Here is a 26,079-nt window from a genome sequence, read left to right as displayed (position 1 = left end):
GGATGCGTCTCCGTAAGATCAACGCCAAGATATGACCATGGTCGATGTCGGGCGGGCCGCCAGGCGCGGGCGTGAGGTCTCCTCGCGGGTCTCAGAGGAGGGCGCGGGCTGGTCCTGCGCCCAGATGGGCACCTTCAGGGCCCTGGTGCCCGACAGGAAGACCTTCAGCTGGCTCAGCCCGCGCGTGCTGTGGAAGTCGAGGAACCAGGTGCTCGCGGGCCTGTTCGGCGACCCCTCGGGACAGGCCAGGGCGCGCTGGGTCGCCGCGCAGCTCGAACGGGGGGTCGACCCCTCCCTCCGCGTCCCGATGGACGTCGGGCCCGAGTTCTCCTTCCTCCTCCTCGGGGACACCGGGGAGGGCGACCTGTCGCAGTACGCCGTCGTCCCCGGCATGCTCAAGATCGGGGCGGACACGGCCTTCGCGGTCATCGCCAGCGACGTGATCTATCCGGCGGGCGCGGGCGACGAGTACGAGGACAAGTTCTTCCGCCCCTACCAGGACTATCGGGCGCCGATCTACGCGGTCCCCGGCAACCACGACTGGTACGACGGGCTCGGCGGCTTCATGCGGGTCTTCTGCGACGCGCCCGCGCTCGAACAGGAGCGGCGCGGGTTCAGGATGTCGCGCTCGGGGCTGCGCGGCACGCTGTGGCGTGAGCCGGAGGCGATCGACGAGGTCCGCCTGACCGGCGCGCGCAAACTCAGGGCCCGCCCCGAGCAGGGTACGGCCCAGCCCGCGCAGCCGGGGCCGTACTGGGCGATGGAGACGCCGAGCCTGCTGATCGTCGGCGTCGACACCGGCATCCACGGCGGCCTGGACCGGGAGCAGGGACGCTGGCTGCGCGAGGTCTCCCGGGACCCACGGCCCAAGATCCTGATCACCGGCAAGCCGATCTACGTCCGCAACGACTACAAGCCGTCCGGGATCGAGGGCGGCGGGACGATCGACGACGTCGTCACCGACCCGGCCAACAACTACGTCGCGGCCATCGGCGGTGACGTGCACAACTACCAGCGCTTCCCGGTCAGGGTCGGCGACCGGACGATCCAGTACATCGTGGCGGGCGGTTCCGGGGCCTTCATGCACGCCACCCACACCACCCCCAGGATCACCGTCGGCGGGGTGAACGAGGACGACTACCGGTGCTACCCGCTGCGCGGAGACTCGCTGTCGTTCTACAGCAAGCTCTACAGCGAACGGCTGCGCATGCGCTGGCTCTACCTCACCCCGGAGGAGGGGGTGGCGCTGATGTCGCGGCAGATCGGCAACACCCCGCCGAGGGACATCGGGCCGGTCCCCATCACGCGCAGGATGCGCTGGGCGGCGCGGATCCTGGGCGGCTGGCCCATGCCGTTGCGGCTGCCCGTCGGCAAGACCTTCCACCGCTACCTGTCGGAGCTGTCCGACTGGGACACCCCGCCGTTCTTCAAAAGCTTCCTGCACGTGTCGGTGACCCCGGCCAGTCTGCGGATCCGCTGCTTCGCCGCGACCGGCTGCCTGCCGCAGGAGATGGAGCCGCCGCTTGAGGACGAGGTCGAGATCCCGCTCACCTGACGGGAGGCGCCTGACCGGAAGTGTCGGTCCCGCGTGACAGGCTGGCCGGATGAACGTGGCAGTCGCCGCGGGGCCCGGCACCTCGGGGGTGCTGCGCCCCGAAGGGCAGGGGTCCCGGACGGTCGCCGATCTGGCGGCGGCCGTACGGGAGCTTGAGACGGGGGCGGGGACGCCCCGCTGGGTCTGGGCCGACACGCGGGAGGTCTACCCGGCGCTGTTGCGTGAGGGGGTGTGGCTGGGGCGCTGTCACGACCTGGCCCTCACCGAGGGGCTGCTGCTGGGCTACGAGGGGCGCCACGGCGAGCCCCGTTCGGCGCGGGCCGCGCACGCCAGGCTGCACGGCCTGCCGGTGCCCGAGGAGCATCCCGGGCCGCAGGCCAGGCAGGCGACGTTGTTCGACGAGGAGGCGCCCCCGCCGGACGCGGACCTGGTGGCCGAGGTCCACGCCGACCAGCTCAGGCGGATCGAGGCCCTTCCCGAGCCGGGGCGGTTCCGGCTGCTGGTCGCCGCGGAGTCGGCGGGGGCGCTGGTGGCCGCCGAGATGGCCCACGAGGGCATGCCGTGGCGTCGTGACGCGCACGACGAGCTGCTGACCGACCTGCTGGGGCCGCGTCCCGTGCACGGCATGCGCCCGGCCAAGCTCCAGGCTCTGGCCGACGAGCTCGCGCGGGCCTTCGGCGGCCCGTTCAACCCCGACTCCCCGCAGCAGATCGTCAAGGCGTTCAAGTCCGCCGGTCTGTCGGTGACCTCGACCAGGGCGCGGGAGATCAAGGAGGTCGACCATCCCGGGGTCGCGCCCCTGCTCGCCTACAAGGAGCTGGCCAGGATCCACAGCTTCCACGGCTGGACCTGGGCCGACCAGTGGGTGCGGGAGAACCGCTTCAGGCCCGAGTACGTCGTGGCCGGGGTGGTCTCGGGGCGCTGGGCGACCAACGGCGGAGGGGCGTTGCAGATCCCCAAGGTGATGCGCAGGGTCGTGGTCGCCGACGAGGGCTGGACGCTGGTCGTCGCCGACGCCGCCCAGCTGGAACCCCGGGTGCTGGCCGCGATGGCGGGTGACCGGGGCCTGGCGGCGGCGGCCGGGCAGATCGACCTCTACCAGGCGCTGGCCCGGGCGTTCGGCGGTGAACGCGACCACGCCAAGATCGCCCTGCTGTCGGCGATGTACGGCGGGACCAGCGGCGACGCGCCCAAGCTGCTGGCGGTGATGCGCCAGCGCTTCCCCAGGGCCTACCGGTTCGTCGAGGACGCCGCCAGGGCGGGGGAGGAGGGCAGGCTGGTCCGGTCCTGGCTGGGCCGTACCTCGCCGCCGCCCTCGGCACGCTGGCGGGAGCTGGTCTCGGGGCCGGAGGGGGCCAGGGCGGCGCGTGACTGGGGGCGCTTCACCCGCAACTTCGTGGTCCAGGCGACCGCGGCGGAGTGGGCGCTGGCGTTCATGGCCGTCCTGCGTGGCCTGCTGCCCCCTCCGGCGGCGCTGGTGTTCTTCCAGCACGACGAGGTGATGGTGCACTGTCCCGCCGAGCTGGGCCAGGAGGTGGTCGAGGCGGTCGGCAGGGCCGCGGAGGAGGCGACCGGGCTGCTGTTCGGGGACACGCCGGTGCGTTTCCCGATGCACGCCGTCGCCGTGCGCTGTTACGCCGACGCCAAGTGAACGGGCCGCAGGACCAGCCAGGCGCCGGTGACGGTCACCATGACCGCGACGGCCGTCCCGAGCACCCCGTAGGACAGGGTGCCGACGACCACCCCGGCGAGCGCCGCGCCCACCGCGCCGCAGACGTTCATCAGCAGGTCCGACACGCCCTGTACGGCGGGGCGGTCTTCGAGCCGTACGGCCTCGCTGAGCATCGCGGAGCCGGAGATCAGCCCGCAGGACCAGCCGAGGCCGAGCAGCGTGAGCCCCGCCGCCACCCGGGCGACGTCGTGGGGTCCGGCCCCGCCCGCCAGGACCGCGGCGGCCAGCAGGAACCCCATGCCGAGCACGAGCACTCTGACCCGGCCGATCCGGTCGGAGAGCCAGCCGACCACCGGGGACAGGATGTACATGCCCGCGATGTGCAGGCTGAGCACGATGCCGATGACCGAGTAGTCCGCGCCGCCGTGGCCCAGGTGGACCGGCGTCATGGACATGATCGACACCATCGCCGTGTGGCTCACCGCGATCGCGGCCAGCGCCCGGGAGGCGCCCGGCTCCCGGCGCAGGGTCCGCCAGGCGGTGCGCGGGGTGCCGCCCCGCCTGGGGCCTCCCTTCTCCGGGGCCGCCGGGTTCTCCGCGGGGGCCAGGGAGCGGGCCAGGAGCAACGGGTCGGGGCGCAGACCGGCCAGGATGACGACCAGGGCGACGGCGAAGGCGATCAGGGAGAGCGCGAAGGGGCCGGTGTCCGGCGCCAGGCCGAGGGAGCGGCCGAGGCGTTCCACGGGTTCGGCCAGGTTGGGGCCGGCGACGGAGCCGATCGTCGCGGCCCACACCACCCACGCCAGGTGCCGGGCGGTGTGCCCGGGCGGGGACAGGTCGGTCGCCGAGTAGCGGGAGGCCAGGCTGCCCGCGCCGGCGCTGCCGAACAGCACGAGCCCGCCGAGCAGCAGCGGCCATGACCGCACGGTGACGGCCGCGAGGATGATCACGCATCCCACCAGGGCGCAGCCGTAGGCGAGGGCCAGCCCGGCCCGCCGTCCGCCCTTGCCGGAGGTCCTGGCGGTCGGCAGCGCGAGCAGGGCGGCGCCGAGGACGGTGGCGGTCCCGGCGAGCCCGCTGATCGTCTTCGAGCCCGACAGCTGTGCGACGACCAGGGAGCTCAGGGTGAAGCCGACGGCGGTGCCGATCCCGCTGGCGATCTGCGCTACGGACAGTACGACGAGCGTTCGCCGCTGCACCACGGCTGCTTTCCGTGTTTCTTTATAGGAAATGGCGCTATTTGTGGGGGTTGCGGTCACAAATGAATTTTGTCATCACTTATAACGTTTTATCGGGTGGGATGGTGGGGGTCGCTCAGGCGTTCGGCTGGAACGTGGAGAAGAAGACCCGCCGTGCCTGGGTGCCCCGGTCCCAGTCGAGATCCTGGGCGGTGAACGAGATCAGGTAGGCGCTCTGCCCGTCCACCGCGACATAGCGCGTCAAACCATGCATGGGGACGGCCCCGGGAGACCTGACGTAGGTGTACTCCCAGTCGGCCGCCCGCCACGAGCCGTACGGCACCGTCTCAACCCCGACCTCGGTGTACTCGTCCAGGTCGTCCTTGGTGATCCCGTCGAGCGCCGCGACCGGGTCGGTCACCGCTGTCTGGGAGACGACGACGCTCTGCCCGCTGTTCCTCGGCCCGTGGAAGGTCACGACCCCGTCGGCCTCACGCACCGTCCAGCCCCCGGGCAGCGCCGCCGAGACACCCCCGGCGCCCAGGGTCCGGTAACCGCCGGGGATCTCGGCCCGGGACGGCGACGGCGCGGCCGAGGAGGGGGCCGGAGCGGCCGGGGAGGGAGCCGCCTGCGGGGTGGCCGAACCGGGGAGGAACAGCAGGAACAGTACGGCGGCGACCGCGGCCAGCGCCGCGACCGCGCAGACGGCGATCAGCAGGGGAGCCGGACGGCCCCCGCGCATCCAGGGGCCCTCGTTCACGGCCCTGCGCCGCGCGCTCCTGCGGCCGCCCGCGGCGGGAGGCCGTGTCCCGGCCAGGGTGTCCTCCTCGTCACGTCCGCGCGCCGAACGCCGCGCCGAGGCGGGAGGAGCCTCGGGAAGGTCGACGAAGGAGCCACGCCCGAGACCGGAGGCCGGGCTGCGTAACGCGTCGTACCCGCGGCCGTGCCCCGTCTCCTGACCGTCGGGGCGGGTGGCGGGGCGGCCGTCGGGATGGACGGCGGAGGTCCCGGAGACGAGCCCGGGCGCGTCGTAGGGCACCCGGACAGGCCCGGAGGGGGTCTCGATGATCCGCGAGGGCAGCGGTCCCGTCGGCCCCGAAGGTCCCGGCGGTCCCGGCGGCTGGGCGGGCGCGGACTGCGTGAACGAGGTCTGGGAGAACGGTGAGAACTGGGCGGGCTGCGGGGCCGCGGGCCGCACCGGGGTGAGGACCTCGGGCGCGGGCGGCGCGGTGGGCAGCTGGTCGTGGGGCACGGAACCGTGGCTGCGCAGCACCCGGCCCAGCAGCTCGGAGACCTGTCCGGCGGTCATCCTGTCCGCCGGGTCCTTGCGGAGCAGGCCCTCGATGACGGCGATCAGCGCCCCGGCCCGCTGCGGCCGGTTGGGCTCCTGGGTGAGGATCGCGCCGAGCACGGCCACCGCGTCCGGCCCCTCGTACGGCGGCCGCCCCTCGACCGCCGTGTACAGCGTCGCGCCGAAGGACCACAGGTCGGCGGCCTGGGTGATCGGCTTGCCGGACAGGCGCTCCGGCGGGATGTAGGCGGGCGAACCCATCAGCAGGCCCGTCTGGGTGACCGAGACGTCGCCCTCTATCGCGGCGATGCCGAAGTCGGTGAGCACCACCCGGTCCGAGGTGAGCAGCACGTTGCCCGGTTTGATGTCACGGTGCAGCACCCCGGCGCCGTGCGCGTGCCGCAGCGCGTCGAGCACCCGGACGGCGATCTCGGCGGCCTGCACGACCGGCAGCGGACCGTTGCGCCGTACGGCCTGTTCAAGGGACCAGGCGCGGACCAGTTCCATCACGATCCAGGGACGGCCGTCCTCCTCGACCACGTCGTGGACCGTGATGATCCCCGGATGGCTGAGCCGGGCGGCCGAGCGTGCCTCGCGCAGCATGCGCCGGTGCGCGGCGTGCATGCCCTCCTCGTCGAGACCGGGCGGGAGGATCAACTCCTTGACCGCCACGTCACGGTCGAGCAGCACGTCGTGCGCGTGCCACACCACACCCATACCGCCCCGGCCGACCGGTGAGATCAGGCGGTAACGCCTGCCGACCAGCCTGCCCTGCGCCTCCGCCTCGGTCGTGCCGATGGTGTCGCCCTCCGAACCCATGGGGGCCCTCCCGGCAGACGATCGGTCGTCCTGCCTCGTCCCCGCAACCAACCCTATGCGCAAGGTTGGACACGATATCGGGATCGTGTCAGGCAACGGAAGTCGGCGGCCCGCCGGTGACGGCGACCTCGGCGACCTCGGCGAGCGCGGCCAGCGCGGAGGTGAAGGCCGAGACGGGCGGGGTCACCAGGCCCGCGCCGACCTGTCCCGTGCCCGCGACCCTGCCCGCGATGCCGGTGTTGACGACCGGCAGGAGGCCGGTCCTGGCGACCAGCGTCACGTCCACGCCGACCGGGGTGCCGCGGAAACCGAGCCCGGGGATCCGGTAGACCGGGTGTTCGGCGAGGGTGATCTCGTACATGGAGAGGGTCGCCTCCGTCGCGGCGGCCACCTCCCCGCCGACGAACCGGACGATCGCCGGGGCCGCCGCCATCGCGAAGCCGCCCAGGCCCGCCGTCTCGGTGATCGTGGAGTCACCGATGTCGGGGTTGGCGTCCCGCGGGCCGTACGCGCCGAGGTAGAGACCGTCGGGCACGGCGGCGGGGCCGGTGAACCAGCGCTCGCCAAGCCCGGAGACCTGCACGCCGAAGTCGGTGCCGTTGCGGGCCATCGCCACGACGAGGCTGGAGCCGGGGACGTCCCTGGCGGCGTCCGCGCTCACCTTGCACGCCGCCATGGCCGCGTTGAGGAAGAAGTGGTCGTTGCCGCCGACGAAGCGCAGCACCTCGGCCGCGTGCAGGGGAGCCGTCTCGACCAGGCCGCAGGCCAGCTCCCGCACCAGCAGCGAGGTGGCGGCGCGGTTGCGGTTGTGCAGCTCGTCGCCCATCTGCAGGGCCTGCGCCATCAGCGCCCCGAGGTCGAGCGGCCCGGACGCCCGCAGCGTCTCGCGCAGCGCGGGGCCGAGCACCTCGCCCATCCAGCGCAGCCGCCGCAGCACCCCGTCGTCGTAGGCGCCGTAGCGCAGCACCCTGCCCAGGCCCTCGTTGAGCGAGCAGCAGGCGGTGCCGCCGTTCTCCTCGTCACGCACCTCAAACATCCACATGGACGGGCTGACCACGCCCGCCATCGGCCCGACCGCGCCCCGCCCGTGGCAGGGCTCAAGGCGGACACGCCCCTGTTCGAGCAGCCGCAGCGCCTCCTCGGGGTCCCCGGCCAGTCCTTCGAGTAGCACCGCCCCGGTGAGCGCGCCGCGCAGCGGTCCCGAGGCGCGTTCCCAGCGGATCGGCGGGCCCGCGTGCAGGAACGTGCCCGGCGGCAGGCCGAGGGCCTCACCCGCCCGCCGTACCCCGACGAGGTGGGGCCTGGCCGACGTCATGCGGCCGAGCGCCGTCGCGTTCGCGCGGGACCTGCGGGGGTCGGCCAGCACCCGTGCGACGTCGTCCCCGGTGCCCGGCAGCGGCGGGCGCCAGTCGACGGCCATCCTCGGTACGGCCTGCGCGTCCAGAGCCTCCCCGAACACCTCGGCCCCGGCCGTGACCACCCTGGGCTCCCCGTAGAGGGCCGGCAGCAAAGCCGGAGTCGCCGGAGTCACCGCGCACCCGCCAGAAGGGCCGCCGCGTACCCGGCCGCGTGGGAGTTGGAGACGAAGACCGAGGCGCCCGCCGCCCGCAGCGCCTCCGCCTGGGCGGTCAGCCCCTGCGGGTCGTCACGCGAGCCGACCAGCGCCACCACGACCGGCACGCCCCGGGCCACGGCCGAGGCGATCCCGGAGGCGAGCCCGGCGGCCGGGTCGGGGTCGGCGGCGTGTCCGAGGACCACGTCGAGCAGCGCGACGTCCCCCGCAGGCACCCGTGCGAGGGCCTCAAGGCGCAGGGAGGGGTCGATCATCGGGTGCGCCCTGCCCCGGGTGTAGACGTCGTCGCCGAAGTCGGTGAACTCCCCGGTCCCGGCGACCGTCCTCGCCTCCGCGCACAGCGTGCCCCCCGAGTAGACGCCGCGCAGCGTCCCGGCGGGGCCCGCCCGCGGGCTCACGGGCGCGGGCCACGAGGGCCACACCGGGACCGGGACACCCAGGGCCCGCAGTACGGCCTCCGCCGCGTGGGTCAGGTCGCCGGGGCCGCCCCCGGAGTCGCCGTCGAGGTCACAGTCGAGGTCACAGCCGGAACCACCGCCGGACCCGAGCAGCGCCGTCACGACCGGGGTGGACAGCGCCCGCGCGGCCCGCCGTACGGCCAGGCCGGTCTCGGGGGCGGGTGGTTTGGAGACCAGCACGATCAGCTCGGTCGAGGGGTCGGCGTCGAGCGCCGCCAGGGCACGCAGTGTGGACAGCCCGGCGACCTCGGCGGACAGGTCCCTGCCGCCGACGCCGAGCACGTGGCTGACCCCGACGCCGGCCAGGTCCAGCAGACAGGTCACCTGCTGGGCGCCCGTCCCCGAGGCGGCGACGACGCCGACGGGACCGGGCCGCAGCACGTTCGCGAAACCGAGACCCGCGCCGCAGACCACCGCGGTGCCGCAGTCCGGCCCCATGACCAGCGGGCCCAGCTCGGCCGCGCGTCTCTTGAGCAGCACCTCCTGCTCGACGGGGACGTTGTCGCTGAAGATCATCACCGAGAGACCGGCCTCGATCGCGTCCATCGCCTCGGCGAACGCGTAGGGCCCCGGCACCGAGACCAGCGCCAGCGTGGCAGCGCCTTCATAGCCCTCACCGGCCCCGCGCAGCGCCGCCGAGCGCACGGTGCGCGCGGGCCGTTCCCCGCCGCCTCCCTGAACGGTTCGTACGGTGAGGCCCGTGAGCAGCCGGTCCAGCTCGGCGCGCGCCGTCTCCAGGTCATCGGGGCCCGCGCCGCGCAGCGCGACCAGCAGGTCGCCCTGTCCCGCCTCGGGCAGCGCGAAACCCAGCCCGGCGGCGAGGCCGAGGTTCAGTTCGGTGGCCATCGCCACCACCGCCACCTCGATCCCGGGCAGAGCCGACAGGGCCCCGCTGACCCGCATGAGGCTCACCGAGTCGTGGTAGACCCCGGGGCGCACCCGGACCAGGTCGGCGCTCAACGGCCCGCTCCCGCAAGCCCGGCCACCGCGGCGAGACCGGCGCGCACCCCCCACGCCAGGTCGGCTCCCGAGGTGTGGCCGATCTGGAACAGCCGGTGCAGCGCGGGTTCGAGCGCCTGCCGCCCGGCCAGGCCCCGCAGCACGGCCAGCACCTCCCCGCACGCCTCACCCCTGGCGGCGCAGTGCAGCAGCGCCGCGGAGATGGGCGTCGTCCGCTCACGGGCTTCGAAGGTGACCGCCGCGGCCAGCCAGTCGGCCAGCCACACGGCCCGGCCGACGCCCGAGGCGGTGCCGAGATGGCGCAGCGCGACCAGCAGCCCGGCGATCATGTCGTCGCCGCTCGGGGTGAGGCCGGGGCCGAGACCCACGAGCTGCTCGGCGGCCGTGACGCCGCGCAGCAGCGAACCCTCCGCGCACCCGAGCGCGAGCCGTACGGCGGCGTCGTTGCCCTCAAGCCCGGGACGTCTCGGCGAACGCTCGCACAGTCCGGAAAGCACCGGCAGCCAGGAGGCCAGCAGCGCGGGCTCGACGGGACCGAGCGGCGGCGCCGCGTCCCACCAGCGGTGCGCCCGCAGGCCGAGGCCGCCGAGCTCGATGGAACCGTCACCGACCCACGCCTCCTCGCCCACGGCGACCCGGGGCATCGGGCCGTTGATCACCATCGCGTTGGGCAGCCGGACCGCGTCCCCCGAGAGCACCGCGACCACGTGGGGCTCCAGCTCCGTGCGGACCTCAAGGTAGATCCCGGCGGGGAAGGCCGCGAGCACCCGCGCGGGGCGGCGGGGCGACTCCAGCAGCGCGCGCAGGGCCGTGCCGGCCGCGCCCGTCGCGTGCGCCCGTACATGTCCTGGCTGGACGCCCCGGCTCCGCCGGGCCCTCGGACGCGCTCCGACGGTCATGAGCCCTCGCCTGCCTTTCACCGTGCCGTGCCGTGCTGTGCCGTGCTTGTGCCGCGGTCGTGTCGTCACCGTGTCGCGCGGCTGTGACCGGCCAGGACGCCCCCGTTCCACTGAGCCGACGGTAGAACGCCCGGCGAGCTCGCCGTACGGAGAAAGGTGCCAACAGAAACCCCAAAGGTTGGTTCTTCCTGACAGACGGCCTTATCGGTGACAATCACGTCATGGAACCTCCTGTACGGCTGGCGAGCACCGGAACCATCACCCACGGCGTGGCCGTAGGCGAGGTACTGGGCGCCTCGACACTCGCCGGGGCCAGGCTGCTGGCCGGAGGACGCGGCCTCGGCAGGATCGTGCAGCGGCTCAACGTCATGGAGGTTCCCGACATCCTCGCCTGGGTGAAGCCGAACGAGTTGCTGCTCACCACCGGCTATCCGCTGCGCAACACCCCGCAGTCACTCGACCGGCTGGTCAGCGACCTGGACGAACGCGGCCTGGCCGCGCTGGGCATCAAACTCGGCCGCTATCTGGACAGGCTGCCCGAGGAGATGGTCGAACAGGCCGACCGGCTCGGGTTCCCGCTCATCCAGCTCCCCGAGGACGTCGGCTTCGACGACATCCTCAACCAGGTCCTCACCGACATCCTCAACCGGCAGGCCGCGGCGCTGGCCAGGGCGGAGGAGGCGCACCGGGCGTTGGTCCAGGTCGTGCTCGCGGGCGGCGGGCTGGGCGAGGTGACCGAGGAGGTGGCCGGGCTGCTCGGCGCCGCCGTCGCCGTACTGGACGGGGCGGGGCAGGTGCTGGCCGCGGCGGGGCCCGCCGAGCAGGTGGCCGGGCTGCGCGCGTCGGGAGCGCGGGACCGGGGGGAACACCTTTTCGTCCCCGTCGTCGCGGGCGGCCACCACCACGGGCGGATCGTCGCCTGCGCCCCGCCGAGGCAGGGGGAGAACGACATCGGCATCCTGGAGCGCGCGGCCACCGTGGCCGCGCTCGTGATCACCAGGCAGGAGGCGGTGAACGCCGTCGAGAGCAAGTACCGCGCCGACTTCCTGCGCGACGTGCTCACCGGCAGGGCGGGCAGCGCCGAACGGGTCGCCGCGCGGGCCAAGGCCTTCGGCTGGGACCTGCGGCGCCCGGTGACCGTCCTGGTCGCCGAACTCGACCCGGACGGCGACGAACGCGTCGCCCAGGACAGGCTGGTCACCTGCTGGACCAGCGCGATGCGCCGTCACGACGGGCACGGCGCGGTCGCGGGCTTCTCCCACGAGGTCGTCGCGGTCGTGGACGCCGCCGTGGACACCACCCGCCTGGCCAGGGACGCCGTCGCCGCGTTCGCCGAGTGCCTGCCCGCGACCTTCTCGACCGGCGCGAGCCGGACGGCCGCCGGGATCGAGGTCCTGCCGGAGGCGTACGGCCAGGCCGTGAAGGCCGCCAGGGTCGGCCGCCAGCTCCACGGCCCCGGCGCGGTCGCCCACTTCGACCAGCTGGGGGTCTACCGGCTGCTCTCCCTGGTCAGCGACACCGAGGAACTGCACGCCTTCGTCCGTGAGACCCTCGGCCCGCTCGCCTCCGACACCGACGCCGACAACGGCGACCTGCGCAGGACCCTGCAGGTGCTGCTGGAGACCAACCTCAACGTCGCGGAGACGGCCAGGCGGCTGCACTTCCACTACAACACCCTGCGCTACCGGATCGGCAAGCTGGAACGGATGCTGGGTGACTTCACCGAGGACGCCCATCTGCGGCTGAACCTGACCCTGGCCCTGCACGTCCTGCGGATGCGGGGCATCTAGACTCACGGGCGTGGACGAGACCTTTGAGCTGGAAACCGACTACATTCCGTTGTGCGACCTGCTGAAGTACTGCGCCGTGACCGACACGGGCGGCCAGGCCAAGCACTTCATCGCCGAGGGCAACGTGACGGTCGACGGGCGGGTCGAGCTCCGCAAGACCTGCAAGATCCGCGCCGGACAGGTCGTCGCCGGGGACGGCTTCGAGATCCACGTGGTCGCCCCCGGCGGCTGACCGTCACGCCGGGCCGCTCCCCGAGGGGGACGGCACGGAGACCGGGGAGAGCCTGGCCGCGGACGTGCCGAGCCCGGAGGGCCTCCTGAACGCGGCGACCCCCGCCGGGGCCGGGGCCGGGGCCGCCGGAGCCGGTGCGGGGGAGGAGGGCACGTCGCGCGCGGCGGCGGGGCGCAGGCGCAGCGCCGAGGTGCCCGGCCCCGAGGGCAGGAACCGGGAGACCACCGTCGCGGGCACCACCGCGGACACGGAGCCGTGGTGGTGGCGGCGCAGCTCGGCCTCGGTGTACCGCGCGCACCTGCGGTGCCACTCCAGGATTCCCGACATCCACTCCTTGAGGCCGTCGGCGTGCCGGGTGAGGACGCCGCGAACCTCGTCGCCGAGGCCGAACTCCTCGAACATCGCGGGCAGGTCCTCCTCGACGATGTGCTGGAACTGCCGCATCCGCGCCGTCATCAGGTCCGCCACGACGTCCCTGGCGGTCAGCCGGTCCACCTGGAGGAAGTTCTCCACGACCAGCACCATGTTGTGGACCTCACCCTCGAACTCGACCTCCTTCTGGTAGGAGAACAGGTCGTTGGTGAAGGTCGCGTAGTCCTGGGCGGCGGTGTCCAGCTCACGCATCACCCTGGTGTGGTACAGCTCGGCGGGCACCAGGTCGTAGTGCGCGAGCTTGGCCAGGCTCATCGTCAGGCCGGAGCCGAACGTGTCGCGGCGCATCTCGACGTAGTCGACGGGGTCGGGGACCTGGTTGCCCGTCTGGTTGCCCAGCTCCCACAGCCAGCTGCTGGTCATCGCCTCGATCGCCGCGCGGAAGTCACGCCTGGCGGCCTCGTTCATCGGCGCGGCCGTACGGTGCCACAGGTCGGCCAGGCCCCGTTCGAGCGGGTTGAGCGGCTCGGGGACCGCGCCCAGGTCGATCGGCATGAACAGGCCGAGCCGCTCGTCGCAGAGCTTGGCCGCGGCCAGGTCGCGGGAGGCGCCGAAGACCACGGGGTAGTAGTCGTCGCCGTAGGTGCCCCAGGACAGCCAGTCGGACGACAGGTTGAGCTGTTCGAGACTCGCGTCGGCGTGGATCATCGAGGCGCAGTGCGCCAGGTCGAAGAGCAGGAAACGCCGCTCGTCCCAGACGCCGCCGGCCTCGACTCCGGGGATCGCGTCGAACAGGCCGACCCGGCGCGCCCAGCCGACCGAGTCGCGGCGGGCGGCGTCCAGGTGGGGGCTGATGCGGACGGGATAGGGCATGTGGAAGTCGGGCAGCGGCAGGTGTCCGACCGGCTCGAAGGGCCGGTGGGACTGCTGGCGCGTCCTGCGGGCCAGGCCCGGCGTCAGCGCCGCGGTCGGCAGCCGCGCGGCCGAGGTGCCCAGGCCGAGCGGCCCCCTGGAGACGCCGGGGGAGGTGACGGTTCCCTCGTTCATGTAGCGGCTCGACCTGGCGTGCCACTCGTGGCCGCCCGACTGCCAGTCCTGCAGGCCCTTGACGTACAGGCCGACCGCGACCTGCTCGTCCGGGGGCAGGGCGTGCTCGGCCAGCAGCGCCGGGATCTCGGCGAGCGCGGTGTCCTCGAACTGCAGCAGCCGTGAGGTCAGCAGTTCGTTGACCAGTTCGGCGGCCTCCTGGGTCGGGCAGTCGAGGAAGCGCTCGAAGACCAGGACCGCGTTGGAGTTCTCCCCCTCCTCGCGGACCTCGCGCTGGTAGGAGAACAGGTCGTTGCGCAGGTGCACGGCGTCGGAGAAGGTGTCGCACAGCACGTGCAGCGGCCTGGTCCCGGCCAGGACGTCGGGGATCTCGGCGCCGACGGCGTACTCGACGAGGTTGGCCGACCAGGGTGCCCCGCCGACCCTGCGCCGCATCTGGATGTACTCGATGGGGTTGGCGATCCTGCCCTGGTCGATGTTGTGCAGCTCCCACATCGACTCGATCATCAGGTTGTGCGTGCTGGTGATGAACCGCCGCCGCCACCCGGCCGACATCGAGGGGATCGTCCGCCTCCACAGGTCCTTCAGCCCGGCCTCCGCGGGGTTCTCCGGCTCGGGCGGCTCCTGGCCGTCCACGGTCATGAACAGTTCGAGCCGGTCGAGGTGCGCCTTGGCGCCGCGCAGGTCACGCGAGTGCTTGAAGTGCTCAAGGAAGTGGTCGTCGAAGAAGAACACCCAGACGTACCAGTCGGTGATCAGGTCCAGGGCGGGGCCGTCGCAGTCGGGGTGGGTGTAGGCGCACATCAGCGCGTAGTCCATCTTCGCCAGCGCCTGCTCGTCCCAGACAAGACCGCCACCGGGCTTGGGGGAGTCGAGCATGCCCATCTCGCGGGCCCAGGCGTTGCTGTGCGCGCGGGCACGTTCCAGATGCGGATTGAGCCTGGCGGGGTGCGGGATGTAGAAGCCGGGCAGCGTGAAAGCCTGCATGGGGGCGCGCCTACTCTTCTCTGGGGCCGATCAGGACGGTTCACTCAAAGTCGCGAAAGCGCCACTCACCGTACTGCATCACATGGTCGTACCGGGAGTTCTCCGACCAATCTCTCCAACCTCCCCATGATCACACAGCTGGGTTTCGCACGTGGTGCCTACGGGAAACCCTCCGTAGACCCTCGCCCGTCCGTGGCGCGGGCCGCGACGACGGCATGGGAGTTCGCCGGAGGGAAGCCTGCGGGGCGGCCGCCGACCGACGGCCCGGTGAGAGGTGGGGCGTGATGGTTGCGGGGTGGACCAAACACGGGGACGGCAGGACCCTCGCGCCCGGTGAGGTCGTCAAACCGGACGAGCGGATGTCCTGGCCGCGCATGGTCGGCTTCGGCGCGCAGCACGTCGTGGCGATGTTCGGCGCGACGTTCGTCTTCCCGCTGGTCATGGGCCTCGACCCCAACATCGCCATCATGTTCTCCGGCGTCGCGACGATCATGTTCCTGCTCGTCGTGAACGGCAGGATCCCCAGTTACCTCGGCACCAGCGCCTCCTTCGTCGGCGGGGTGCTCGCCATCAGGTCCCTGTACGGCGGGGACACGCCCGCGGCCGACGCGGTCGTCACCGGCGCCGTCCTCGTCGTCGGGCTGGTGCTGGCCCTGGTCGGCCTCGCCGTACATCGGCTGGGCGTGCAGGTCATCAACCGGGTCTTCCCGCCGGTCGTCACCGGTGCGGTCGTCATGCTGATCGGCTTCGGGCTGGCCTACGTGGTCGCCGACGTCTACTGGCCGCAGGACCAGTGGATCGCGCTGGTCACGATGACCGCGACCTTCCTGTTCCTCGTGGTCCTGCGGGGGTTCGCCGGCCGGATCGCCATCCTGCTCGGCCTGGTCCTCGGCTTCGCGCTGTCCTGGGCGGCCGACCGGGTCCTCGGGGACGTCACCGCCTACAACGCGGTGACCCAGCGGATCGACACCCATCCCAGGGTGAACCTCTCCGCGGTCGCCGACGCCGCCTGGGTCGGGTGGCCGGACACGCACCTGCCGGACATCAGGGTCTCCGCCGTGCTGCTGGTGCTGCCCGCGGTGATCGCGCTCGTCGCGGAGAACGTCGGCCACGTCAAGGCCGTCGGTGAGATGACCCGCACCGACGTGGACCCCTACCTGGGCAGGGCCATCGCGGCGGACGGCCTGGCCACCGCCGTCGCCAGCGCCTTCGGCGGCTCCCCGACGACCACCTACGCGGAGAACATCGGCGTCATGGCCGCGACCAGGGTCTACTCGACGGCCGCGTACTACATCGCGGCCCTCATCGCGATCCTGTTCGGTCTGTGCCCCAAGTTCGGCGCGCTGGTCGCGGCGACCCCGGGCGGTGTGCTCGGCGGCATCACGGTGATCCTCTACGGCATGATCGGCCTGCTCGGCGCGAAGATCTGGGTGGAGAACCGCGTCGACTTCTCCGACCCGGTCAACATGGTGCCGATCGGGGCGGGGATCATCCTCGCCATCGGCCCGGTCAGGCACACCTTCGGCTCGGCCTTCACCCTTGAGGGCATCGCGCTGGGCACCGTCGTGGTCGTCGGCGGCTACCACCTGCTGCGGGTGCTGCGACGCGGAGGGCGGGAGGACGGGGGAGCGGCAGGCGGCCAGGACAGCGGAGGAACGGGCGAGGGAAGGGCGGCCGGGTGAAGCCTCCCCCGTTCGACTACCACGCCCCCCGTTCCCTCGGCGAGGCGCTGGAGATCCTCGCCGCCGCCGGGCGGGAGGGCAAGGTCCTCGCCGGGGGACAGAGCCTGATCCCGATGCTGAACATGCGCCTGACGCATCCCCGGCACATCGTGGACGTCAACGGGCTCACCGAACTGGCCACCGTGGAGGCCGGGCCCGGCGGCGTCCTGGTCGGCGCGCTGGCCAGGCACGCCCAGGTCGAACACTCCGAGCCGGTCGCCGCCGTACAGCCCCTGCTGCGCAGGGCGCTCAGGCTGGTCGCCCACCCGGTGATCCGCAACCGGGGCACCGTGGTCGGCAGCCTGGCGCACGCCGACCCCGCCGCCGAACTGCCCGCCGTGCTGGCCCTGCTCGGCGGTTCGGTACGGCTGGCGAGCGCGGGCGCGACGAGGGAGGTCCCCGCGGGCGCCTTCTTCACCGGTCCCCTCGAATCGGCGCTGCGGCCGGGAGAACTGGCCGTCTCGGCGCTGTTCCCCGCCTTGGCGCCGCGTTCGGGCACGGCCTTCCACGAGGTGGCCAGGCGGCACGGCGACTACGCGGTGGCCGGGGTGGCCGCGCTGGTCGTCCTGGACGAGGACCTGCGGGTCGTCACGGCCAGGGCGGCGTGCGTGAGCGCCGGGCCGGTCCCGGTGGTCGTGGACGTCTCCGGGGCCTGCGGCCACCACCCGTGGGGGTCGGCCGACTGGCGGGGCGCGGCGGCGGCCGTACGGGACGGGACGGAACCGGAGGCCGACATCCACGCGAGCGCGGACTACCGGCGGCACCTGCTGGGGGTGCTGGCCGAACGGGCGCTGACAGAGGCGGCCCGGCAGGCGGCGCAGGAAGCGGAGCGGAAGGCGGCGCGCGGGTGAGGGACATCGCGATCACCCTGACGGTCAACGGGGTCGTACGGCGGGTCACGGTGCCGGGGCGGCGGCTGCTGTCGGACTGCCTGCGGCACGACCTCGGGCTGACCGGCACACACGTCGGGTGCGAGCACGGCGTCTGCGGCTGCTGCACGGTGCTGTTCGACGGGCGGCCGGTGCGCTCGTGCCTGATGTTCGCGGCGAGCGCGGACGGGCACGAGGTGACGACCGTGGAGGGGCTCGCGGAGCCGGACGGCACGCTCTCCCCGGTGCAGCGGGCCTTCGCCGAGTGCCACGGCCTGCAGTGCGGGTTCTGCACGCCGGGGTTCCTGTGCACGGTCACCGCCCTGCTGCGCGACAACCCGGCGCCGGGTGAGGAGGAGGTCGTCGAGGGGCTCTCCGGCAACCTGTGCCGGTGCACCGGCTACCAGAACATCGTCAGAGCGGTCCACCGGGCCGCCGAGATCCTGGCGGAGGAGCGGTGACGACACGGCTGTTCGGGGAGCCGGTACGGCGCAGGGAGGACCCCAGGCTGCTGACCGGCGGGGGCCGCTACCTGGACGACATCGGCGAGGGCGCCTTCGAGGCGGCGTTCGTCAGGTCCCCGCACGCGCACGCCGTGATCCGCGACATAGACGTCTCGGCGGCGATCGACGTCGAGGGGCTGGTGGCGATCTACACCTGGGAGGACCTGCCCGCCCGGCTGGCCGAGCCGCTGCCGCTGCTGATCCCGCATCCGGCGCTGACCCACGGCCGCACCGCCCACCCGCTGGCGCGGGACGTCGTCAGGCACGTCGGCGAGCCCGTCGTGATGGTCGTCGCCCGCGACCGCTACCTCGCCGAGGACGTCTGCGCGCTGATCGAGGTCGACTACGAGCCGCTCACGCCGGTCGTCGGCATCGAGCGGGCGAGGCGTGCCGAGACGCTGGTCCACCGGGACGTGCCGGGCAACGTCGGCGCCCACCTGGTCCAGGAGGTGCGCTCGGCGACCGGACTGGGCGCCCGGGAGGCGATCGAGGCGGCGCCGTACCGGCTGGAGTTCGGCCTGGACATCGAGCGCAGCGCCGCCACGCCCCTTGAGGGGCGCGGGGTGCACGCCCGCTGGGACGCCGGGGACCGGTCGCTGCGGGTGCATTCGAGCACCCAGACCTCCACCAGCGTCAGGATGGCGATCGCCGCCAAGCTCGGCCTGCCGCTGCCCCAGGTCGAGGTCGTCGCCCCGGACGTGGGCGGCGGGTTCGGCGTCAAGATCGTGCACCCCTGGCCGGAGGAGGTGCTCGTCCCGTGGGCCGCCATGCTGCTCGGCCACGAGGTCAGGTGGACCGAGGACAGGCGTGAGCACTTCGTCTCCTCGGCGCACGAGCGCGCCCAGGCGCACCACGTCCGGGTCGGCTTCGACGACCGGGGACGGGTGCTCGGGCTCGACGTGACGATCCTGCACGACCACGGCGCCTACACGCCGTACGGGATCATCGTGCCGATCATCACCTCGACCCAGCTTCCCGGCCCCTACAAGCTGGGCGCCTACCGGGTGGAGTTCTCCTCCCTCTACACCAACACCGTGCAGGTCACGCCGTACCGGGGGGCGGGGCGCCCGCAGGCGGTCTTCTGCATGGAACGGACGATGGACCGCATCGCCCGGCACCTGGGCCTGGACCGTACGGCGGTGCGCGAGGCCAACTTCATCCAGCCGGAGGAGTTCCCCTACGACCAGGGCCTGACCTTCCAGGACGGCCGCCCGCTGATCTACGACAGCGGCGACTACCCGGCGTCGCTGCGCATGCTCAAGGAACTCGTCGGCTGGGACGACTTCCCCGCGCTGAGGGAACGGGCCACGGGACAGGGACGCAGGCTCGGCATCGGCATCGGCTGCTACGTGGAGGGCACCGGGGTCGGGCCGTACGAGGGGGGTCACGTCCAGATCACCTCCGACGGCCGGGTGCACGTCTCGACCGGCCTCACCTCACAGGGCCAGGGCCACGAGACGGTGTTCGCCCAGATCGCCGCCTCCGAGCTCGGCGTGCCGATCGAACGGGTCAGCGTGGTCACCGGCGACACCCGCAGGTTCGGCTACGCGGTCGGCACGTTCGCCTCGCGGGCGGCGGTGATGAGCGGCAACGCCATCGCCCTGGCCTGCGGGAAGGTCAGGGAGAAGGCGCTGCGGATCGCCTCGGACGCCCTGGAGGCCGACCCCGGCGACCTGGAGATCGTCGACGGGGTGGTGCGGGTCGTCGGCTCGCCGGGCACGGGCCTGCCGCTGGCCACGGTCGCGGTGCTGTCCAACCCGCTGCGCTACGCCTTCGACGCGGAGGCGGGCCGGGCGACCCAGTTCGCGGGCACCCCGTCCCCGGACAGGCCGCCGGTCGCCGAGGGGGACGAGCCGGGGCTTGAGGGCCGTGGCTACTACTCGCCGATCCGCTCGACCTTCGCCTCCGGCATGCACGCGGCGATCGTGGAGACCGACCCGCTGACCGCGGAGATCCGCATCCTGCGCTACGCCGTCGTCCACGACTGCGGCAACCTGATCAACCCGATGATCGTCGAGGGGCAGATCCACGGCGGGGTCGCCCAGGGCGTCGGCGGCGCGCTGTACGAGCGGATGGTCTACGACGAGCACGGCCAGTTGCTGAACGCCTCGTTCATGGACTTCCTGATGCCGTACGCGACCGAGGTCCCCCACGTGGAGACCGCCCACCTGCGGACGCCGTCGCCGTTGAACCCGCTCGGCGTCAAGGGGGCGGGGGAGGCGGGGGTCATCCCGGTCTCCGCGGTGATCGCCTCCGCCGTCGAGGACGCGGAGGGCATCAGGATCGACCGGATGCCCATCTCCCCGTCGGAGCTGTTCGACCTGCGCCGCTCGGCTTCCCCTGACCGGCGGACCGGTCAGACCGGCTCGGCGACCAGCCTCTTGCGGAACACCCAGTAGGACCAGGCCTGGTAGCCGAGCACGAAGGGCAGCGCGGCCAGGCCGATCCAGGTCAGCATGCCCAGCGTGTACGGCCCGGAGGCCGCCCCGGCGACGGTGAGGCCGGGCAGCGGGGCGGGCCACAGGGCGCCGAACAGGGCGACGCCGCCCAGCGCGAGCGAGGAGGCGGTCGCGGTGAACGCCCAGCCCTCCCTGCCCCGCCAGACCAGCGCGACCCCGGCGGCCAGGGCCGCCATCGCGGTCAGCGCGCAGGCCCACAGCCACGGCGCGGCGGTCCAGTCGGCCACGGCCGTACGGGCCGCGGGGATGCCGGACAGGGCGACGACCGCGGCGGGCACCGCGACCGCGGAGACCGCCATCGCGGTACGGCGGGCCCTGGCCCGTACGGCTCCGGTCGTCTTGAGGGCGACGAAGACCGCGCCGTGCAGCGCGCAGACCGACAGCGAGAACACCCCGCCGACCAGCGCCGCCAGGGCGCTGCCGTGCAGCAGGTCGGCGAAGACGGCGCCCCACAGGAAGGCGGTCAGCCCGCTGCCGACCATGACGCCCAGGTCGCACCAGGCGCGGTCGGAGGCGTGCTGGACCTTGCCCCGCCACTCAAGGCCGACACCGCGCACGATGAGTCCCGCCAGGATCAGCGTGAGCGGCAGGTAGAACGTGCTGAGCATCCCGGCGTACCAGGCGGGGAAGGCGGCGAACATCGCGCCGACCGCGGTGATCAGCCAGACCTCGTTGCCGTCCCAGACGGGGCCGATCGTGCCGAGCACCTGCTTGCGCTCCGCCTCGTTCCTGGAGAGCACCGGGGCGAGCAGCCCGACTCCGAAATCGAACCCCTCAAGGACGAAGTAGCCGGTCCACAGGAACGCGATGATCGCGAACCAGAAGGTGGTGAGTTCCATGATCTTGACGCCTCAGTACATCAGGGTCGGCTGGAGTTCGGCGGTCGCGTTCCCGCCCACACCGGAGGGCACGTCCGGCCGGCGCGCGGGGACGGGTTCGGGACCCGCCTTGACGTGCCGGACGATCAGTACGGCCTCGGCCAGCGCGAGCGCGCCGTACAGGGCGGTGAACAGGGCGAGGGAGACGGCGACCTGGCCGAGCCCGACGCCGGGGGAGACGCTGGCGGCGGTGAGCAGCTCACCCTGGACGGTCCACGGCTGGCGGCCGATCTCGCTGAGCAGCCAGCCCGCGATGATCGCGAGGGTCGGCAGCGGCAGGGCGAGCAGGAACGCGCGGGCCAGCCACGAGGGCACCGCACGCGGCGGACCCTCCCCGCGGCGTCCGCGGCGGCGCCCCCGGGTCAGCCACAGGCCGAGTACGGCCAGGCCGACCGTGGTCATCCCGAAGACGATCATCACGCGGAAGGACCAGAAGACCACCGGCAGGTTGGGGCGGTAGTCGGCCGGGCCGAACCGCTCGGTGAAGCGCTTCTGCAGGTCCTCGGTGCCCTGCACCACGGCCTGCGGGTCGTTGGTCGCCAGGAAGCTGAGCAGCATGGGCACCTCGACGCCGGGCACCGGGGAGAAGGGCGCCCCGGCGGTGTCGTGCCTGAGCCCCTCGGCGGCGGCGAGCTTCATCGGCTGCTGCTCGTACATCAGCTTGGCGGAGGTGTCGCCGCTGACCGCGACGACGGCTCCCGCGATCGCCGTCATGACCAGGGCCGCCCGCACCGGGGTCCGCCACATGTCCGCGCCACGCCGTACGGGCCTGGTGCGGTCGGGGTCGCGCCGTTCCCGCAGGATGCGGTATCCGCACACGGCCAGCACGAAACCGCCCGCCACCACGAACGACGCCGCCACCACGTGGGGCACCTGGGCGGTCGCGGTCGGGTTGGTCAGCACCGCCCACAGGTCCGTCATGCGGGCCTTGCCGTCGACGACCTCGTAGCCGACCGGGTGCTTCATCCAGGCGTTCGCGGCGAGGATGAAGTAGGCCGACAGGTTGGAGCCGATCACCGCGGCCCAGATGGTCGCCAGGTGGACCCGCTTGGGGAGCCGGTCCCAGCCGAAGATCCACAGGCCGAGGAAGGTCGACTCAAGGAAGAAGGCGAGCAGCGCCTCAAGGGCGAGCGGCGCGCCGAAGACGTCTCCGACGAAGACCGAGTACTCGCTCCAGTTCATCCCGAACTGGAACTCCTGCACGATGCCGGTGACCACGCCCATCGCGAAGTTGATCAGGAACAACTTCCCGAAGAACTTCGTCAACCTCAGGTAGTGCTCCTTGCCGGTACGGTGCCAGGCGGTCTGCAACCCGGCCACGAAGACGCCGAGGCCGATCGTCAGAGGTACGAAAAGAAAGTGATAAACGGTGGTGACCCCGAACTGCCACCGTGCCAGGTCTAGTGCGTCCATCTTCCCCTCGCGGGCTGGAGCTCTACAACTCGTAGTTCTACTACTAGTAGTACTACAAGGCGTAGAGCATTGAGAGGGGTTGGCGCCGCGAGCACATGCGATCTCTGTCACATGGCCGGTGGGAGACCGCACATCTCCTCCGGACCAAGATCGTCCCCTCCGGCTCGCGGCGCCTGCTTTCCCCGTGCCACCGGGGCTCCGGGCCCCGGTCGTCCCGGCGGGCGAGGTGCGCGCCCCACCCGCCGGGGAGGGCTCGCGGGTCACCAGGTCCCGCGAGCACACGACCATCGTCGGTCACGTGACCCCCACGGGTCGTCAGCCGCCGGAATGACTCCGGCGTACGCCGGGCGGCGGACCCGCCTCCTCACCGAGACCGGGACGATCCTCCCCGCGCGGATGACCGGGACCTGTTCCGCGGGCCGTCGGCCGGGCGGCCGCGGTGGGCGTGAAGGTCCGCGGAACAGGCCCTAACGCAGCGCCGCCTTCAGGTAGGCGTCCAGGTTGCCGAGCTCGAAGCCCCTGCGTTCGATCTTGTCGACCAGGACGCGGAAGTCCCGCGACAGGTTGGGCCTGAAGTGCATCAGCAGGACGTCTCCCGGGCGCAGCTTCTTGTCCGGCACCTGGTAGGCGATCTTCCCGCCGGGCTGCACGGTCGCGGTCCACAGCAGCAGGGCGTCGACGCCGCAGGACTTGGCGGCCTTACGGGTCAGGGAGTTCTGGTTGCCGAACGGCGGGCGCAGGAGCGTGGGCCTCCTGCCCGTCTGCCTGCGGATCACCGTGGAGGCGCCGCAGATCTCGGCCCGCTGTCCCGCGTAGCCCAGCGTGGGCAGGTTCGGGTGGGTCAGGGTGTGGTTCTCGATCGGCACCCCCGCGTCGCGCAGGTCGCGCATGTAGCCCCACTTGCCCGCGCCGAGGAACCTGCCGCCCTGGGCGGTCGGGTCGGTCGCGCCCCTGGCCTCGACGGCGTCGCGGGTGACGAAGGCCGTGATCGGGATCCGCCGGTCGCGGACCCGCGCGAGGAAGCCGGGGTCCTGCTCCCAGCCGTCGTCGATGGTGAGGAAGACCACCTTCCTGGTCGTCGGGATCGAGCTGATCACCGGCGGCAGCCCGTCGGCGGGCCGGGGGATCCTGCCGACCTCCCCGGGCCTGGGCGGCACGCCGGGCGGTCCCTGCGGGCGGGCAGGGGCCGTGGTGGGGGTCGTCCTCGCGGAGGGCTCCCCGGCGGCCCGCCCGCCCGTGCCCGGCCTCGCGTCGCCGCCGGTCCCCGCCGCGCACCCCGCGCTCGCCGCCAGGGCCGTGAACACGGCCGCCGTCCTGATCGCCCACGACGTCCCCGAAGTCATGGGGCACCATCCTGCCAGTAACAGAAGCCTCAATTGGCTGGTAAACCCCTGATCTCCCTGCGAAACCTCTCATAACCGGTGCATCAGGGGTGGGGCCAGCACTACCACGATCCGGGGTGGCGGCGGGGGTCCGCGCCCCCGGCCGCTGCAGCGATCCTGTGGCGGGTGCCACCCCGGCACTCCACGGATATAGGGGGAAGTGTGACCGAAACGACCATGCTCAGGAGCGCCAGGGGCAGCGACTTCGCGCGCCTGTCGCGTCGCGTCACGGAGGCGGGGCTGATGAATCCACGGCCGGGTCACTACGTCCTGCGCCTGGGGATCGTCGGCGGTCTCTACGTCGCGGGCTGGGCGGCCTTCCTCACGGTCGGCGACTCCTGGTACCAGCTCCTCGTCGCGGTCTTCCTCGCCGTGGTGTTCGCCCAGGTCGCGCTGGTCGCCCACGACCTGGCCCACCGGCAGGTCCTGCGCGCCAGAAGCGCCGCGGAGGCCGCCGGTCTGGTCGCGGGCAACCTGGCGATCGGCATGAGTTACGGCTGGTGGATGGACAAGCACACCCGCCACCACGCCAACCCCAACCACGCCGACCACGACCCCGACGTCGCCCCGGACGCCCTGGTCTGGTCGAGGGAGCAGGCGGTCGAGAGCCGGGGACTGGCCAGGCTCATCGGCGGGTGGCAGGCCTACCTGTTCTTCCCGCTGCTCACCCTGGAGGGGTTCAACCTGCACGTTTCGAGCTTCAGGGCGCTGGCCCGCCCCAGCCTGCGGCGCAGGGGGCTTGAGGCGGCGCTGCTGGCCGTACACGTCGTGGCCTATCTCGGCGCGCTGTTCGCCGTGCTCTCGCCGGGCAGGGCGGTGGCCTTCCTGCTCGTGCACCAGGCGGTCTTCGGCGTCTACCTGGGCTGCACCTTCGCCCCCAACCACAAGGGGATGCCGATGCCGACCGACGAGGACGGGCTCGACTTCCTCAGGAAGCAGGTGCTGACCTCGCGCAACGTACGCGGCGGCCGGGTGGTCGACGTCCTGCTCGGCGGGCTGAACTACCAGATCGAGCACCACCTGTTCCCCGGCATGCCGGCCCCCAACCTGCGTCACGCCCAGCCCATCGTCAGGAGGTACTGCGCGGAACTGGGCATCCCCTACCTGGAGTGCGGCCTGATCGAGTCGTACGGCCAGGCCCTGCGGCACCTGCACGAGGCGGGTGAGCCGTTGCGGACGCGGAGGACCTGACGGCCTATCGTGCTGGAGTGAAGGTCGCAGGCAGTGCCGTACTCGGCATCGACAGAGAACGCGTGTGGTCCGCGCTGCAGAACCCGGCCGTGCTCGTACGGACGATCCCCGGCTGCGAGCGCCTTGAGGAGACGGGGCCCGGGGTCTATCGGATGACGGTCACCGCCGGGGTGGCCTCCGTCAAGGGGGTCTACCGGGGGGAGGTGGCCCTGCTCGACCCGCAGGCCCCGCACCGGTTCGTGCTCAGGGCCAGGGGCCAGGGCGCGCCGGGCACCGTGGAGGCGACCGTCGAGGTACGGCTCAGCGAGGTCGAGGACGGCACCCGGGTCGACTACGACGCGGAGGCCGTGGTGGGCGGCATGATCGGCGGCGTCGGCCAGCGGGTGCTCGGCTCGGTGGCGAAGAGGACGGCCGGTGATTTCTTCTCCGCCGTCGAGACCCACCTGTCCGGCACCCCCGTCCCCGCCCCTGAGGCCGTCCCCGCCCCTGAGGCCGTCCCCGCCCTTGGGGCCGCGCCCGAGGAGGTCCATGAGGCCGCGACCGGGGAACCCGCCCGGGTCTTCGAGCGGCCCGCCGTACGGCACCGTGAGAACGGTCCCGCCTGGCCGGTCCTGGCGGCGTTCGGCATGGGGGCGGGGGTCGCGCTCGGCAGCGCCGTGATCGGCTGGCTGCTCGGCAGGACCGGCAGAGGGCGCTGACCCCGGGGCGGGCCGGGGATTGATCAGGGAGCGGTGAAGAGGGGGCGCTTTTCGGGTCAAGGCGCCGGTGCGCCAGGCGAGGAAACATCCGGCTTCTGGGACTTTGGGCTGTGCCGACACGGTGCCGACGCT

General features: G+C 72.7%; 19 protein-coding genes. 10 read left to right on the top strand and 9 right to left on the bottom strand.

The features are described 5' to 3' along the window. The first annotated feature begins 37 nt into the window (after positions 1-37). Together ACIBVQ_RS20400 and ACIBVQ_RS20395 are read left to right on the top strand one after the other, a co-directional pair. Entirely contained in the window at positions 38-1,555 is a 1,518-nt protein-coding gene (locus ACIBVQ_RS20400) for a metallophosphoesterase (protein ID WP_352011337.1), read from the top strand. Positions 1,556-1,604: 49 nt separating this feature from the next. Continuing rightward, positions 1,605-3,206, top strand: a complete 1,602-nt coding sequence (locus ACIBVQ_RS20395) for a bifunctional 3'-5' exonuclease/DNA polymerase (RefSeq protein WP_386190557.1) — start codon at positions 1,605-1,607, stop codon at positions 3,204-3,206. Here the strand turns inward: ACIBVQ_RS20395 and ACIBVQ_RS20390 are convergent. From ACIBVQ_RS20390 to ACIBVQ_RS20370, 5 genes are all read right to left on the bottom strand, one after another. Then, positions 3,188-4,426 (bottom strand): MFS transporter, encoded by a 1,239-nt coding sequence (locus tag ACIBVQ_RS20390; RefSeq protein ID WP_399179138.1) that lies wholly within the window; start codon positions 4,424-4,426, stop codon positions 3,188-3,190. The genes ACIBVQ_RS20395 and ACIBVQ_RS20390 overlap by 19 nt on opposite strands. Positions 4,427-4,541: 115 nt before the next feature. Continuing rightward, a complete protein-coding gene (locus ACIBVQ_RS20385) occupies positions 4,542-6,515 on the bottom strand; it encodes a serine/threonine-protein kinase (protein WP_399179136.1) in 1,974 nt (657 codons plus the stop codon). A gap of 88 nt (positions 6,516-6,603) precedes the next feature. Beyond that, complete coding sequence (locus tag ACIBVQ_RS20380) at positions 6,604-7,995, bottom strand: DUF1116 domain-containing protein (protein WP_399179134.1); 1,392 nt, start codon at positions 7,993-7,995, stop codon at positions 6,604-6,606. 47 nt (positions 7,996-8,042) lie between these two features. Further along, positions 8,043-9,506, bottom strand: coding sequence for an FdrA family protein (locus ACIBVQ_RS20375; RefSeq protein ID WP_399179132.1), 1,464 nt, complete (start codon positions 9,504-9,506; stop codon positions 8,043-8,045). Further along, a complete protein-coding gene (locus ACIBVQ_RS20370) occupies positions 9,503-10,405 on the bottom strand; it encodes a DUF2877 domain-containing protein (protein WP_352011342.1) in 903 nt (300 codons plus the stop codon). Before ACIBVQ_RS20370 ends, ACIBVQ_RS20375 begins: the two co-directional genes overlap by 4 nt. Positions 10,406-10,626: 221 nt before the next feature. Here ACIBVQ_RS20370 and ACIBVQ_RS20365 point away from each other — a divergent pair, with 221 nt between their 5' ends. Then, the gene (locus tag ACIBVQ_RS20365; protein WP_399179130.1) at positions 10,627-12,195 is read left to right on the top strand and encodes a PucR family transcriptional regulator; all 1,569 of its coding nucleotides are present in this window, start codon (positions 10,627-10,629) and stop codon (positions 12,193-12,195) included. Between the two features lie 10 nt (positions 12,196-12,205). Continuing rightward, positions 12,206-12,427, top strand: a complete 222-nt coding sequence (locus tag ACIBVQ_RS20360; protein WP_352011344.1) for an RNA-binding S4 domain-containing protein — start codon at positions 12,206-12,208, stop codon at positions 12,425-12,427. 3 nt (positions 12,428-12,430) lie between these two features. On the opposite strand, the gene ACIBVQ_RS20355 is transcribed toward ACIBVQ_RS20360, so the two are convergent. Then, the gene (locus tag ACIBVQ_RS20355) at positions 12,431-14,833 is read right to left on the bottom strand and encodes a germacradienol/geosmin synthase (protein ID WP_399179128.1); all 2,403 of its coding nucleotides are present in this window, start codon (positions 14,831-14,833) and stop codon (positions 12,431-12,433) included. A gap of 284 nt (positions 14,834-15,117) precedes the next feature. Between ACIBVQ_RS20355 and ACIBVQ_RS20350 the strand changes: the two genes are divergently transcribed. Genes ACIBVQ_RS20350 through cutA form a run of 4 tightly spaced genes read left to right on the top strand, consistent with a single transcriptional unit; the run spans position 15,118 to position 20,325 of the window. Next, positions 15,118-16,515 carry a uracil-xanthine permease family protein gene (locus ACIBVQ_RS20350; RefSeq protein WP_399179126.1) on the top strand — a complete coding sequence of 466 codons (1,398 nt, stop codon included), beginning with the start codon at positions 15,118-15,120 and terminating at the stop codon, positions 16,513-16,515. Further along, positions 16,512-17,405 carry an FAD binding domain-containing protein gene (locus ACIBVQ_RS20345; protein WP_399179124.1) on the top strand — a complete coding sequence of 298 codons (894 nt, stop codon included), beginning with the start codon at positions 16,512-16,514 and terminating at the stop codon, positions 17,403-17,405. The genes ACIBVQ_RS20350 and ACIBVQ_RS20345 overlap by 4 nt, the downstream gene beginning before the upstream one ends. A gap of 5 nt (positions 17,406-17,410) precedes the next feature. Continuing rightward, positions 17,411-17,884, top strand: coding sequence for a (2Fe-2S)-binding protein (locus ACIBVQ_RS20340; protein WP_352011723.1), 474 nt, complete (start codon positions 17,411-17,413; stop codon positions 17,882-17,884). Further along, positions 17,881-20,325: an aerobic carbon-monoxide dehydrogenase large subunit gene (gene cutA, locus ACIBVQ_RS20335; RefSeq protein ID WP_399179122.1), complete on the top strand. Its 2,445-nt coding sequence runs from the start codon at positions 17,881-17,883 to the stop codon at positions 20,323-20,325. The genes ACIBVQ_RS20340 and cutA overlap by 4 nt, the downstream gene beginning before the upstream one ends. On the opposite strand, the gene cydB is transcribed toward cutA, so the two are convergent. From cydB to ACIBVQ_RS20320, 3 genes are all read right to left on the bottom strand, one after another. Further along, positions 20,283-21,224 (bottom strand): cytochrome d ubiquinol oxidase subunit II, encoded by a 942-nt coding sequence (gene cydB / locus ACIBVQ_RS20330; protein ID WP_352011349.1) that lies wholly within the window; start codon positions 21,222-21,224, stop codon positions 20,283-20,285. The genes cutA and cydB overlap by 43 nt on opposite strands. Before the next feature lie 12 nt (positions 21,225-21,236). Further along, positions 21,237-22,676 carry a cytochrome ubiquinol oxidase subunit I gene (locus tag ACIBVQ_RS20325; RefSeq protein WP_352011350.1) on the bottom strand — a complete coding sequence of 480 codons (1,440 nt, stop codon included), beginning with the start codon at positions 22,674-22,676 and terminating at the stop codon, positions 21,237-21,239. A gap of 467 nt (positions 22,677-23,143) precedes the next feature. Beyond that, positions 23,144-24,019: a polysaccharide deacetylase family protein gene (locus ACIBVQ_RS20320; protein WP_399179120.1), complete on the bottom strand. Its 876-nt coding sequence runs from the start codon at positions 24,017-24,019 to the stop codon at positions 23,144-23,146. Positions 24,020-24,301: 282 nt separating this feature from the next. Here ACIBVQ_RS20320 and ACIBVQ_RS20315 point away from each other — a divergent pair, with 282 nt between their 5' ends. Then, positions 24,302-25,249: a fatty acid desaturase family protein gene (locus ACIBVQ_RS20315; RefSeq protein WP_386190642.1), complete on the top strand. Its 948-nt coding sequence runs from the start codon at positions 24,302-24,304 to the stop codon at positions 25,247-25,249. A 17-nt stretch (positions 25,250-25,266) separates the two neighbouring features. After that, positions 25,267-25,947, top strand: a complete 681-nt coding sequence (locus ACIBVQ_RS20310; RefSeq protein WP_399179118.1) for a carbon monoxide dehydrogenase subunit G — start codon at positions 25,267-25,269, stop codon at positions 25,945-25,947. Positions 25,948-26,079: the final 132 nt, after the last annotated feature.

The sequence above is a fragment of the Streptosporangium sp. NPDC049376 genome, from assembly GCF_044466505.1.
Classification (GTDB): domain Bacteria; phylum Actinomycetota; class Actinomycetes; order Streptosporangiales; family Streptosporangiaceae; genus Streptosporangium.
The sequence above is the reverse complement of the archived record's forward strand: the minus strand, read 5'-3'. Positions and strand labels throughout refer to the sequence as shown.

Coding starts and splice junctions, on each gene's coding strand:
- ACIBVQ_RS20400 (WP_352011337.1), top strand. CDS start 38: ATGGTCGATGTCGGGCGGGCCGCCAGGCGCGGGCGTGAGGTCTCCTCG.
- ACIBVQ_RS20395 (WP_386190557.1), top strand. CDS start 1,605: ATGAACGTGGCAGTCGCCGCGGGGCCCGGCACCTCGGGGGTGCTGCGC.
- ACIBVQ_RS20385 (WP_399179136.1), bottom strand. CDS start 6,515: ATGGGTTCGGAGGGCGACACCATCGGCACGACCGAGGCGGAGGCGCAG.
- ACIBVQ_RS20370 (WP_352011342.1), bottom strand. CDS start 10,405: ATGACCGTCGGAGCGCGTCCGAGGGCCCGGCGGAGCCGGGGCGTCCAG.
- ACIBVQ_RS20365 (WP_399179130.1), top strand. CDS start 10,627: ATGGAACCTCCTGTACGGCTGGCGAGCACCGGAACCATCACCCACGGC.
- ACIBVQ_RS20355 (WP_399179128.1), bottom strand. CDS start 14,833: ATGCAGGCTTTCACGCTGCCCGGCTTCTACATCCCGCACCCCGCCAGG.
- ACIBVQ_RS20350 (WP_399179126.1), top strand. CDS start 15,118: ATGGTTGCGGGGTGGACCAAACACGGGGACGGCAGGACCCTCGCGCCC.
- cydB (WP_352011349.1), bottom strand. CDS start 21,224: ATGGAACTCACCACCTTCTGGTTCGCGATCATCGCGTTCCTGTGGACC.
- ACIBVQ_RS20325 (WP_352011350.1), bottom strand. CDS start 22,676: ATGGACGCACTAGACCTGGCACGGTGGCAGTTCGGGGTCACCACCGTT.
- ACIBVQ_RS20320 (WP_399179120.1), bottom strand. CDS start 24,019: ATGACTTCGGGGACGTCGTGGGCGATCAGGACGGCGGCCGTGTTCACG.
- ACIBVQ_RS20315 (WP_386190642.1), top strand. CDS start 24,302: ATGAATCCACGGCCGGGTCACTACGTCCTGCGCCTGGGGATCGTCGGC.